The organism is Pedobacter sp. MR2016-19, assembly GCF_014947265.1.
In the GTDB taxonomy this organism is placed as follows: Bacteria; Bacteroidota; Bacteroidia; order Sphingobacteriales; family Sphingobacteriaceae; genus Pedobacter.
On sequence record NZ_JADCNK010000014.1, the window covers coordinates 25474 to 38686 of the forward strand.

Annotated in this window: 9 protein-coding genes; 3 read left to right on the forward strand and 6 right to left on the reverse strand. The window is 41.3% G+C overall.

Features of this window, described 5'->3' with window-relative positions:
• The first annotated feature begins 105 nt into the window (after nt 1–105).
• Both IM793_RS17075 and infC read left to right on the forward strand, forming a co-directional pair.
• Complete coding sequence (locus tag IM793_RS17075) at nt 106–399, forward strand: hypothetical protein (RefSeq protein WP_193423427.1); 294 nt, start codon at nt 106–108, stop codon at nt 397–399.
• 194 nt (nt 400–593) lie between these two features.
• On the forward strand, nt 594–1163 hold the full coding sequence (gene infC / locus IM793_RS17080) for a translation initiation factor IF-3 (protein ID WP_193423429.1): 570 nt from the start codon (nt 594–596) through the stop codon (nt 1161–1163).
• A 271-nt stretch (nt 1164–1434) separates the two neighbouring features.
• On the opposite strand, the gene IM793_RS17085 is transcribed toward infC, so the two are convergent.
• Nucleotides 1435–3297 carry a glycosyltransferase family 2 protein gene (locus IM793_RS17085; RefSeq protein WP_193423431.1) on the reverse strand — a complete coding sequence of 621 codons (1863 nt, stop codon included), beginning with the start codon at nt 3295–3297 and terminating at the stop codon, nt 1435–1437.
• 468 nt (nt 3298–3765) lie between these two features.
• Between IM793_RS17085 and IM793_RS17090 the strand changes: the two genes are divergently transcribed.
• Nucleotides 3766–4878 carry a polysaccharide lyase family 1 protein gene (locus IM793_RS17090; RefSeq protein WP_193423433.1) on the forward strand — a complete coding sequence of 371 codons (1113 nt, stop codon included), beginning with the start codon at nt 3766–3768 and terminating at the stop codon, nt 4876–4878.
• Between the two features lie 603 nt (nt 4879–5481).
• Here the strand turns inward: IM793_RS17090 and IM793_RS17095 are convergent.
• The 5 genes from IM793_RS17095 to IM793_RS17115 all read right to left on the reverse strand — a co-directional run bounded on the left by IM793_RS17095 (nt 5482) and on the right by IM793_RS17115 (nt 13203).
• Nucleotides 5482–6972, reverse strand: a complete 1491-nt coding sequence (locus IM793_RS17095; RefSeq protein ID WP_193423435.1) for a serine hydrolase — start codon at nt 6970–6972, stop codon at nt 5482–5484.
• Between the two features lie 834 nt (nt 6973–7806).
• Nucleotides 7807–8742 carry a hypothetical protein gene (locus IM793_RS17100; RefSeq protein ID WP_193423437.1) on the reverse strand — a complete coding sequence of 312 codons (936 nt, stop codon included), beginning with the start codon at nt 8740–8742 and terminating at the stop codon, nt 7807–7809.
• 34 nt (nt 8743–8776) lie between these two features.
• A complete protein-coding gene (locus IM793_RS17105; RefSeq protein ID WP_193423439.1) occupies nt 8777–9985 on the reverse strand; it encodes a DUF4998 domain-containing protein in 1209 nt (402 codons plus the stop codon).
• Nucleotides 9986–9997: 12 nt separating this feature from the next.
• Nucleotides 9998–11263 carry a DUF5000 domain-containing lipoprotein gene (locus tag IM793_RS17110; RefSeq protein WP_227256297.1) on the reverse strand — a complete coding sequence of 422 codons (1266 nt, stop codon included), beginning with the start codon at nt 11261–11263 and terminating at the stop codon, nt 9998–10000.
• Between the two features lie 14 nt (nt 11264–11277).
• Nucleotides 11278–13203 (reverse strand): RagB/SusD family nutrient uptake outer membrane protein, encoded by a 1926-nt coding sequence (locus IM793_RS17115; protein WP_193423443.1) that lies wholly within the window; start codon nt 13201–13203, stop codon nt 11278–11280.
• Nucleotides 13204–13213 lie beyond the last annotated feature (10 nt).

The following is a 13213-nucleotide window of genomic DNA, read 5'->3' on the forward strand; positions in this document are numbered from 1 at the left end:
ATTAGAATTTGTAGAAATAGAGTCAGGATTTCCTTTAAGACAATCGGTATAACAGCCAAAAAAATATTATTTTAAACTTTTTTGCTACCTGTTGGTCTATTTTATATGATAGAAACACAAGAGACATTCAATTTCACTACAATACCGCTGGTTAGCGGCATCTTACTGCTAGTTTTTGGCACCTTCATTTTCCTCTTTGCGCTATGGCGCAGAAACGAACGGAGAAAAGTGACAGGGATCAGCAGATTTACCTGCCCTGACAGGATGGTTAACACCAAAAACACGGAAAAGATCCTCCGGGTTTTGGCTATTTTGCTCCTTATATCCGGTTTTATACTGATCACCTCTGAAGCACTGAGGATTGAAAACAAGGCAGCAAATCAAATCACCACAGGTTAAATAGTAACCAGTTTTAGCTCAACTGATTCTCCCAGGTCTAAATACGCCTAAGTGCATATCAGCGTCATAAAATCATGTATAATTCATCATTTCAACTACGGGTTTGGATATATGGGCATAAAAAGCTATATTATCGTTCATCCCGAAATTAACCGCTCTAGTTAAAACAATTTTTTCATTAAAACTTTTCAAATTTGGCATTAAAAAAAGCAGGATTTTACAGGGGGCCACGCTTGCCCTTCAAAAAAAAAGAAGCAGAACACAAGATTAATAATTTTATCACCTCCCCGGAGGTACGCTTAACCGGAGATAATATTGAGACCAATATCTATCCGCTGGCTGAAGCACTCAAATTGGCAGAAGAACTGGATTTAGATCTGGTTGAAATTTCCCCGAACGCCACACCACCGGTTTGCCGTATTATCGACTACAGTAAATTCCTTTACGAACAGAAGAAAAAACAGAAGGAAATCAAAAGCAAGGCGAAACAGACCATCATCAAGGACATCCGTTTCGGACCGAATACCGATGAGCATGACTTTCAGTTCAAGCTCAAACACGCCGTTTCCTTTTTGGAAAGCGGAGAAAAAGTGCGTGCCTTTGTGCATTTCAAAGGCAGATCGATTGTTTATAAAGATCAGGGAGAAATACTGCTGCTAAAATTTGCGCAAGGCCTCGAAGAGGTAGGCAAAGTAGAGTTATTACCAAAACTCGAAGGCAAGCGGATGTTTCTGACCTTAGCACCAAGAGCAGGAAAAAAATAAATCCTTCAAAAAAACCGCGTTGCCACATCATTTATTGATCATTGATTTACAAAAAACAATTGCGACAGTGTCAAAACTGCGTCCGGACCAAGCTGTTATAAGATGAAAAAATCAAGCTTTTGAATACAAATGAAGCACGTTACCATATTGCATTGCCCCCAAAATTTAGCTAATTATGGGGGCATTTTTATGAGCAGCAAAAATTAATACAGTTTAACGTTAGAGCTGGAGAATGCTGCCCCTCCTCCCCGTAAGAATCATTCTCCTTCAATCAGCTTTTAAAGACGTTTTTCTTTGATTCCATTACCTTTCTGAAGAAATATAAAACATCATCAACATAATGGTTAAAGCTCAGGACTTCTCTTTTACGCCATATTTCCTGCCGCATGCGATTCATCTCTGCAGTATTACCAAGCTGTGCAGCCAGATCATCGTACGATTGATAAAAAATTCCAAATCCATTTTTACTGGTGAAAGCCTGGGAAGCGCAGATGTGCCCGGTATTATCCCGCTGGATCATGGGAAGTCCGGCTGCTCCTAATGTCGACATCCTCGCCGCAAAGTTAAAATCAAGCCAATTGGCTTTCATTAATTCACCGTTATTTTCAGAATCAAAAACGTGCAGCCAGCCGGCATCATACTTCGAGAGTTCTTCCACCCAATCTTGCGGCACACAAGCCGGATGCAGATGGAGATAGCCCGGTGCCAATTCATTAGCCTCATCTATCCATGATTTATAAACACTATGGTAAAAATCTCCATAGAGATGTAAGTGAATCTTCCTTTTAGCCAATTCTTGTATATCAGCAGGTAAAAGCCCCATCGGCCTTCCCGGAACCACGGTATGCATTTCCCCATCCTGTTCTGAAATCAGTCTGCCTGGTTTTCCCTTAAACCTTGAGATATGCGGCAAGTCACCGTCTACGATTATACTGAAAGGCACCTCAAAATGAAAAAATTGTTCATACCAGCGTTTAATTTCCGGATTTAAAAAGATTATTCCGTCAGCATACTGAAAAAGATCAATCATTTTATTCCATAGGCCATTTTGCCTGCAGAAAAATGGTCCTTCCTTAAAATGCCACACCAGTGGAATACCCAAATCTGCACGCATCACCTGATGAATGAATGGTATCACTTTGAAATTTAAGAGTGCATAGATGATATCTGGTTTCAATTCTTTAACCGCCTGCTGCCAGTTATCTTTTGGAATGTCTGTAATATTTCCAAAAGGAAGCGGACCAACTGCATTAAAAAAAGAAGGTTCGTCCATCCACAAACCATACAACTGATGGCCTTTTTCTTCAAAAGCCAGAACCCGTTCGGCATTATAAGACAACTCGCCAACGAGCAAAATTTTTAATGGTAAGCCTCTTGATACTACAGGAAGATCATCTAAGTCCAGGTATTCAGTAGTTTCATCTATCAATCCGCCAAAAGCCGATTTAAACCTGATTTTTTGATTGACCTGGTAAAACTGCTTGTACAGATTGATCCCCCCACCCCAGCGCTCACTGATGATTTTATGCCGTTGTCCCGGATGGGAAACCCATTCCGTTGTAATTTCCATGGTAAACTTTGGCGTTGCGCCATCCAGCAGTTTATTCCAGAACATATCATGCAGGCTATCGGTCACCAATTCATTCCTTTCCAACCACCTGTGAGGTGTTTTTTTATGCATCACCTGTACCAACTGATAGCCTATATCTATAAAGGCGCCAAAACTTTTCTGCCCGCTACTGCCAGTATGATCATCCTTATAATTGTGTTTTGCACCCGAACAGAAAAAAGTATCATCCGGATTAGCCAGTGCCAGATTCCATAGCGACTGTAAATGATCCTTAAAGTATAAATCATCAGAGGGCAGGTAGCTGATATAGGCATATGATGCCTCTTCAAGCCCCTTATTAATGGCAGCACCCAGGCCTTCATTATCAGCATTATATAAGTACCTGATCCGATGATCGTGGAGGTAACGTTCTACCACCTCAAGGGTAGCGTCAGTACTACCATCAATGATGATAATCAATTCCCAGTCCTGAAATGACTGGTTCAGCAAACTGGTGATCGCACCTGAGATAAAAGCGCCATGCCTGTAAGTGGGCATGATCACACTAATGCCTTTATTTTTCATTCTTTAGAGAGAAATGGCAAGCGAATACACATGATCTGCATCCGGTTACCAACGCGTTAAAAATTATTTGATTGTCAAACTTTATGGGATACTCCACTATACAATAATAAATATTATTTATTACATTATGGAATAGAATAGTACTATAAATCCAAAATGATCCACGCAGGTTTAATGCATAATTTTGCGGGAATTTCTTATGCCTTCCTGCTATCCTGCATAAGAAATATTAAAGGAGAAAACGTTAAAGCCCTCTGCACAAACTTCACTATTATTGATCAACACTTTATGAGCATAATGATCCCGCAATCGATCCCGTGAACGATTGCACAAATATATTCAACACAAAAAGACAATAATATATTCATTAACTGTAATTTAACAAATACATACCGAATAATATATTCCGACGCACCGAGAAAGCCCGCATGATTCCAACACAATTCTTCTAACCAAATTAAATTTAACATGAGAAACAAGTATTTATTAACATGCCTGACGGCTATTGCCGTGGCATTTTCTTTACCCGCGTGCAAAAAAAGTAATCAATCTGAAAGCAATGAGACCACGAACAAAAACGTTGCTTCACCAGTGGCTGTTACCGAAGCAGTTTGCCCATCAAAGGGCTGGGCATCACAAAACGGTGGAACAACCGGTGGCGGCGAAGTAACGGCTACCGTGGTAACCACTTATACCGCACTGAAATCAGCCATTCAAAATACCAGCGTGAAGGTAATCCAGGTTAACGGAACCATCACCATTCCATCCGGCGGGAGAATTTCCTTTCAGGACCAGAGCGGAAAAACGATTTTTGGTTCATCAGGCGCCAAACTTGTTTCGGCCGATCAAACAAAAGACAATTCAGGGATTATGTATGTTAAGAGATGTAACAACATCATCATCAGAAATATCATTTTTGAAGGCCCCGGTGCTTATGATGTTGACGGACAAGACAATGTAACCGTTGATGCCTGCAATAACATCTGGGTTGATCATTGCGAGTTTAGAGATGGTGTGGATGGCAATTTTGATCTCAAAAACATTTCAGATTACATCACGGTATCCTATTGCAAATTTTCTTACCTCAAACCACCAAAATCAGGTGGTTCGGGCGGATCTGACGATCACCGCTTCTCAAACCTGATCGGATCAAGCGATGGCGCCACTGCAGACAGAGGTCACTTTCGGATTACATTTGTACGTTGCTGGTGGGCACAGGGTGCTGTAGCCAGAATGCCCCGCGTAAGATTTGGCAAAGTGCATATTGTAAATAATTTATTTAACAGTACGGTAAGTAAAAGCTGTATTCAGGCCGGATTTGAAGCCAATATTTTAGTGGAATCAAACGTTTTTGAAAACGTGAAAAACCCGATTGATTTGATGGACAATAATTCAACAGCGGTTCAGGCAAAAAATAATCTTTTTACAGCCGTAACCGGAAATACTTCAGGCAATGGTGTAAATGCATTTACGCCACCTTACAGCCTGACTATACTAAATGCTTCCAGTGTAAAATCTACCGTAACGGCATCAAACGGCGCAGGGGCAACACTTACAGGCAACGCATGTTCATCGCTGTAAAAAATAATTAGGGCGAAGCTGCTATAGAAACCCATTCGGTAAATGTAAAAGTCATCCGATGAATACCGGTCTTACCGCTATTCACCGGATGATTTTTGGCGTAATGCTAAAATGATTTCTTTTAAGCGTTCTACATCATCAACATTTGCCTGCTCTATATAATCTCTTGCTTTTTAAATCATATTCACGGAATAACCGATCAACTGTAAAAATTTTCTGTGTTATAATTTCTTTGCGCTGCTTCATCATTCCTGATACTGACCAGGATTTTATGTTGAAATTCCCACTCGTCGGTCTATCTTCGATATATTAACCTCAATTCGATTAATATTTATTTATACTGACTAATTTAAGCCCTTGAAACTAGCGCGATCGTCATGCTGAATTTATTTCAGCATCTTTCCTGCTAAATAGACCCTGAAATAAATTTACTGCGTAGCTTTCCGCTTCGCTACAGGTCAGGGTGACGCTACGAACGAAAAACATCTGTAGTATACCTTTAAAGGAATAGTAATAATCGAACTGAGGTTATTAATATTTATAAAAGTTAATACAAGATATTTTATCGAATAAAACAGGTTATATATGGTAAGTATAGATCAACTAGTTTTTAGTAAGTGCGTCTATGCGCTCAGCTGCGTGTTTATTTTTCTGATCCAGCGCCAGTGACTTTTTATAGTTTGCCATTGCCTCAGCCTTGTTATCCAACATTTCAAATGTTTCAGCCAGGCTATCGTAAGCATTCGCACTTTGAGGATACATGGACACATTTAATTTAAAAACAGACAATGCCGCTTTAAAATTCTTCTGAGACAGAAGCTGATAACCCCAGCCGTTTAGCTCATTTTCCGATACATGAAAAGATCGATCTTTCTTTTTTAATTCAGAAATCACCTCAACGCCTTTCTCAAAACCCTTTTTCAACAGTTCAGCCCGCAGCTTTTTTAGGTTTGGTGGCAGACCAAAGCCATTAACCTGATGCATTTCCGGAATATAATAACCTGCGATCTCATCAATAAACTGATCCGGGTTTCCCTGCATCAGGTTGGTGAGTACGACAATAGAAAGGTTATCTTTTAGATAAACAAATAAAGCAGATCTTCCTCCGCCCACCGGGCCAACAGCAGGATGCTCTTCCCTGGTAACAGTGGGCCAACCCAGCGCATAGCCGTTTGTAAGGCGGTTGAAGCCGCCGATTTTACCATTGTTCAGCACAGCCGGCTTCCATAAGGAATCAATACTGGACTGTCTCTTCAGTAACTTTCCACCATTTATAGCCATAATCCAACGGGCCAGATCAGTTGCAGTGGATTGAATACCCGCAGCAGTTCTAAAAAAGACCGGAAATTGCATATAGGCATGACCCGGCACTTTATTCCGGACAAAGTTATCGCCCATTTGCCTGGTCATTGTATAAGCACCTGCATAATTCGGAATAACATCATACGAATCGCCAAATCGGGTCAAGGGCATTCCCGCCACATCAAATTGACGTTCCTGTATAAACTGCGTAAAATGCATGCCGCTCAATTTAGTAATTAACTGTCCTAAAAGCACATAGCCAGTCTGGTTATAGCTGAATTTTTCTCCAGGATTAAATGCCATTGGTAAAGCTTTAACTTTCTCCATAGCCTCTCGTTCATCGTTATGTCCCAAAACCTGCTCATCGGCATCCATCATATCCGGCAGGCCAGAAATATGGCTCATTGCCTGCTTAATGGTAATTTTCTTCCAGGCTTCAGGCAAACCATCCAAATGTAGAGAGATAGGATCAGAAATCTTCAACTTACCCGCTTCACTCAGCTGCATAATTGCAATACCGACAAAGGCCTTGGTAATAGAATTGATGGAAAAAACAGTTTCGTTATTAGCTTTGATATTGTACTCCAGGTTGGCAATACCAAAAGTGGTATCCTTAACCATTTTATCATTTTTTACCACAGCTATCTGGAGCGCAGGAATATTACGTTCCCGCATTTTGGTTTTCAGAAAAACATCAATACTGTCAGAAACAGATAATTCCTGCGCGTGCGCTGAGGTGAAGGCTAGACTAAATAAGATCGGGATAATTAAAATACGTGCTGAAATTTTCATATAAAAAGTATTGATAAGATACTGATAAAGACGGTGATTTTGGCAAATAGTTACAGGAGGTCCTGGTTCATGAACCGAAAACCAGCTAACAAACTGAAAGTTAAGATCATATGGATTTATGGAATTAAGGTCCATATTAACAATAAGTATATATAATAAGTTTATATTGCTTCTCTATATTTGTTTTTGATGTGCTAGCTGCAACAGAGGGATGATTGAGTTTGATCTGCCCCGAGAGAGACATCAATTAATATAAAAGAATGCGAGGCTTGGAATACCCGGAATATAGCCTATTCCCAAACCGGCCAGCACTAAAAATATGGAACAGGAAATTTTTACCTTCTGCGCCAGTACGATTAACAGCACAGCTTCTGAAAGTAAAATAAGAAACTGACGAAGAGTGTAATGCATCGCTTTCTCTCTTACAAAGAATAAGCCACTAACATAATCAACAAATAACCAAACACTTAAGCTTTATAGCATTGTTGTTTCAATAAAAAAATTAACGATATAACATGATTTTACCTGGAATTTGCGAGGCACGGATCAATCCTGCTATCGCGAATAACGGGCGAAGATTGCTTTGTCTTTCCCCCACGCAATGATTCCTCGCTACCGGCCATTTGAACCAGATTGGTCTTTAAATAAAACATAGGTTGGGTATCCACCACAACCTATGTTTTCACCAAACTAAAATCAGCATATAAAAAGATCAAATCTTATTACAACTGAAATTATGACCGGTCCTCACCGGATATCTTATCCTTCTGGGATTTGTATTGAAGTCTGACTTAACAAAACTTCTGAAGAGATTTTTAAATGATATTATACACCTTATCTGCTGCTACCTTTAGTCTCATAGTTTAATTTCGGAAAATCCTTCTGGGCCTGTTTAAACTGAATATCATATTCTGCCGGCCAACCAAAAGCTTTTTCTGCAACATCCTGCAGGTTTACACCAGATGCACCACTCCAGAAATGAATAAATTCTCCAAAATTCAGATCTCTTTTGTAACGTCCGTTTTTACTCTTTGGAAAGTTTAAAGCCAGGAGTTCAAAATACCTGTTGAGTACCTTTCCTTCACCATACTTACTGTAAATAGGGAAAAACCAGTTTTTGAACCACTGCGTTCCCTGTCTCGGAAAGTCGTCATACTGAGTCTGCATTTGCGTAAATACTTTATTGGCCTCATCGGCCATTCCTATGTTTTTGAGTACATCATAATTGAAAATCTCCATAAACTTACTGTCTCCCCACAATACATCAGACGGCGATCCTTTTGTACCATGACTTGCGCTGGTTACAATATGTCCCATCTCATGTATCGGCATGCCAATCTGTTCCCCGTTCGGATTGTCCCATTGCGCTAAACCACAATCAATCACGTTCCGGTAATCATGGCTCGCATCAAAAAAGGGTGATGGATGTCCTCCTCCATAATCCTTACCCATCGCGCGGTGCAGGATCACATAGAGTTTTGGATCTGGTCCAAAATCTCCGTAATTGCGTTTAACATAGGCCCAGCAATCTGCCATTGCTGCGATAGGCCATTTGACATTGGCCGGCATGTTTTTATCATAAAAAACAGCTACATGAGCATTGCTTCCTATTAGTTTTAGTTCTTCCTTGTGCTCAAACCAGTGCTCCTTCCATACAGAATCGGGAGTGGTTATCGTTTTGTCAGACTGATTCTGAGCCTTGGATTCTGAAACCAGTCCCAGTAAAAAAACCGGGACTAGTACATAAATGATTGCTTTGGTATTATTCATAATTTTATTATTCTCCATTATAGAGAAGAGAGCCTTATTTATTCCAGAAAGATACTTCACTAATATTGCTGTAATAGGCATCGCCACTGGCCACTTTTATTACCCGGATCCGGATGTATCGAATTGGAGGCAGGCCATCAGGCAGGGCAACTTTAAATGGTGCCGATCCATCATCTGAGCGTTCTACCGTTTTAAGCAGCGTCCATCCTCTTCCTTTTGATTCTGCTGTCCACCCTGCTGAATTGCCTGGCGACTGCGTTTCCGCTCCGGTCAGATCTGCAATTCCCCAGATCTCAAATTTGGTAGGGTTATTACAACAGTCACGCCCGATGATTTCGAACTGTGTAAGATTAACAATTGCCTTACCCATATCAAAAGTGAAGTGATGCGGAAGCGGTGTATTGTCATCACTATGGAAGATATCCGGATATGCAGTTGGTGTTTTATTACCATTCCAAAGTTGAGATAAAGAGGTTTCACTCGAATAGGTCCCAACATCATTTGCTAGCTTTAGCGGACGGAACAGTGATTTATCTACCGGTATCATAATATTGCTCAAAGAATCGTAATCTACGGTATAAAAGGTATCAATAGCCGATTTTACCGGCACATAGGCCGACCTGAAATAAATCTTGGTTCCGGTTTTGTAGTCAGCAAGCCTGATCGAATTTTCATCAGGACTTAATGCACTTTTATGAATGGTACCATCTTTATAGGTATAGCGTATTTCTGTTGTAATGTTGATGGTATCTGGTTTTTCAAAATTGAGTGTAATGCCGTCGTCATCCAGCTGATAAGGATTTGCTGAAACCAGAAACCTGTTGGTTAGACTCGATTTATAGCTATCGCCATAAACCTTTATGTTGCTAATCTGAACAGGCACAGATTTATTCCCAGCCTTATCGTAAGAATAAATGGTAAAGGAATAATTATACTCTACCAGCTTGGGAATAATTACCGATACATCAGTAACGCTTCGGTCTGGTGCTTTCATTTCCAATGAATCTGCTGAATTGTTCCAGAATATGCGGTAATGGGTTACACTCGGGTCGGAACTTGCCTTCCAGTTCAGTTTTATCCTGTAATTGCCTGGCGCGGCGCCAGCTTCGCCGGCAAAGCCCGGATATATGTGTTCTTTTTCGTTAAGATATTTTCTATAATCCAGCGCATCCTTGCTACAGCCACAAAGAACCACAATGGCCATAAAAACCATTAAAATACTGTTGATATGTTTAGTTGTCATCTGCTTTAATTTTTAATTGGTATTTCCCCAAAAAGACAATTCCATCACGTGGGCAAAATCTGCATTTCCCCAGGTCGAATTAACGGCCAGCCTGATAAACCTCACTTTAGGAATATCAAGTGCAATGTTAAATTCGAAGCCAGCTTTTACTGCAGCAAGATCCACAGGAGTGGTTTGTCCGGGTGCATTACCCGATGGCGGTGGCGGACAGGTAAAATTCCCCAGGTTGATCCAATCGCCCACAACAGTTCCTTTTGCCGAACTTACGGGTAACTCAATATCTGCCGGTGCAGCTTTGGCTGATCCCCAGAGTGTCCATGTCTTGGGATTACCATGATTATAAGAATAATCATTGCCATAGGCTTCTCCTCTTTCCCACAATTTATAGCGACTGAGCTTGGCAAGTACGCCCATATCAAATGTGCAGAGCTGAAGAGGCTTACTATAACCGGCCTCTGTATGCCAGCCGGGATCGGAAGTATTGTTATCCCATAACCTCGAAGTATTCCATCCAAGACCTGTTGCCCCCAGAGGAGAATCTGATGGTAGCCTATATTCGCTGAACTGCGCTTTCGGTATCATCATCTCAAATATTGGACTGATTGATTTATATAAAGTATCGGATATATTTCCCCATCTATCGGTTACATATACGCCAAAATCTCTTTTTAGGGTATCAAATCCCCTTACACTAAAATTGATATTTTCCGCTTCGGTGTAGAACTGTTCTACGGGAAGCATTTTTCCTGTCGTTTTATCATTGGAAATCACAATCACACCGATAGCTTTCTTAGTCGGATTACTGGCGATTACATTTACTCCGCCAAAATCAGCCTGAAGCTGAACTGTTGGATAAACGGACAGGTAAGATGGGGTTGCAGGGTGAACATGTATCTGTACAGGATCACTTTTCACATTCGCACGCGATACCGCATAAAGTGTAACATCGTAGTCGCCGCTTTTTTCAAAGCCCTCTACCTTGATCGTATCGCTATAATAAGAAGATTTACTCTGCCTTATGGTTCGCGAATTGATCCGGTATTCTGCCTGTACATACAAGAGATTCTGGGAATTAGGTAGCTTATAGGAAATTACTGCAGCTCCAGCCAGGTTTTCTACTTTTACGCCGGTGAGTACGCCGGGTTTTGTCATATCTGTAGATACTACCTCATTAAAACCTTCGCTTTCTTTACAGGAGTAAAACGAGCAGGCCACAAGTAACATGGCAAAAAATTGCAATGCAAAAGGTCTGTTATATATTTTTGATCTAATTTTCATCATCTTCTATTTAATTACCAATAAGGATTTTGAACTAGGTTTGGGTTAACGATCAGGTCGTTGTATTTAAGTGGCCACAAATAGTCTTTCAGGCCAAATACAGGAATTACGAGATTACGCTGACGGTAATAACCTTCAGGTGTGGTATCCTGAATATTCCAGCCCTGAAGTGGTTTACTAAGTACATCCTGCATCACTTTCCAGCGCCTTAAGTCCCACCCTATTCTGCCTTCAAAACAAAGTTCAATGCGGCGTTCCTGCTGGATGATCGACCGGAGGCCATCTTTACTTGAAGCTTTACCAGGGTTAGTTGAATAAGAAGACCAGGATTCTTTAACACCTTTTAAACCTGCACGTGTACGAACTTTATCGATATAAGTATAAACATCTGCCGTAGGGCCGTTAACCTCGTTAAGCGTTTCTGCATACAGCAGATAAAGTCCTGCGAGTCTGATTAGCGGCATCCGGAAACCTGCCTGGGTAACTTCGGTACCAAAAACAGATTGGTAATTAACCAGTTTGCTTGGCCAGTAACCCGATACGTTAACCCTGATATTATCTTTGGGGCCAGCCAGCGAAGTTCCGCCACGAGCCTGCACATAGAGCATGTTTTCCGGATCAGTTTGCCCGTTACCAAAAAAACAGCTACCATCAAAAGATAAATCGGCATAAAAGCGAGGTTCACGATCCATGTGCATTTTTATGGTCTGGTAACCGCTTTTTAAGTAGTATTTATTTTCCGTACCTACCGCAGCAACAGCATAACGTCCTCTGTAATCGTAACCAGTATCTTCAGCCATTGGCACACCATTTTTCGAATAAAACAGTTCAGCCATCCCGATAGGCACGGCAAAATTGCCCGGTGTGCCACCCATGTTCTGCACCATCGCATTGGTAAGCCTCGGCATAGCCATTGATTGTAGCCCAAATTCAGGATTCAGTGCCCAGATTACTTCGGGATTTTTTTCCCAGTTCTCGGTAATGCTCTGCCTGATGTCCATCACTGTTTTCAATGGCGCAGGTATATTTGGAAGATTGCCCGGAGAGGTAAAATGGTAAAGGGAAAGGTTGCTTTCTTCGCAAGATTTTACTGCAGCCTGGCAGGCCAGCATGGCTTTGTTCCATTTTTCTGCACTAAAAGCTGTAGGGAATAGATTTAAACCATCTTTATCCTTAAAACCAGTATAATCAGGATTGCCGTTAAAAAAAGGGCTCGCCTGTGTAGTAAGCACCTCAGCTTTAACCGAAAGGGCAATATTCTGTGTAATTCGGCCTAAACTTCTTGCCGGATCCTGTATGGTACGTGGAAGATCGGGCGTGGCCTCATCTAATAACGATACGATATAAGTAAATGCCTCGTCAATAGGCGCACGTTTTATCCTTACTTCATCCGTGCCGGCATCTATCGGCAGGTTCTGTTTAATCAATGGGATCGGGCCATACATCCTTAACAGGTAAAAGTGATAATAGGCCTTTAAAAACTTTACCTCTGCAATCCAGCGGTTGCGTTCAAATTGAGCCAGATCTTTCGGCCGGTCGATATTCTCCAGAAAGATATTACATCTCCTGATTGCTTTAAAAATAGGCTGGCCAAGCTGTTCGCCATCCCAATAATTCAATGAGGGATTATCGGTGGACTGGACGCCCCTGATCAGGTGGAAACCTTGCTCCGCATCCCTGCTACCCAATGTTGCCTCGGTTAAGGTGTTGGGGAAATAAATCTCTCCGGAAGTGGTGAAAGCAGCATCGCTATTGGATGGCCCCATGTTCTGCAGGGTAGAGTAACAGGTAAAAAGGTAGTTTTCGGCCTCATTTCTGTTTCTGAAAGCATAATCGATTGTGGCTACATTGTCTGGCGTTACATCCAGGTATTTCTTGCAGGAAAGGGTCATTCCCGAAATCACTGCAATGAGTATGAGAAGTTTTATGTTGAATTTCATTACACGCGTG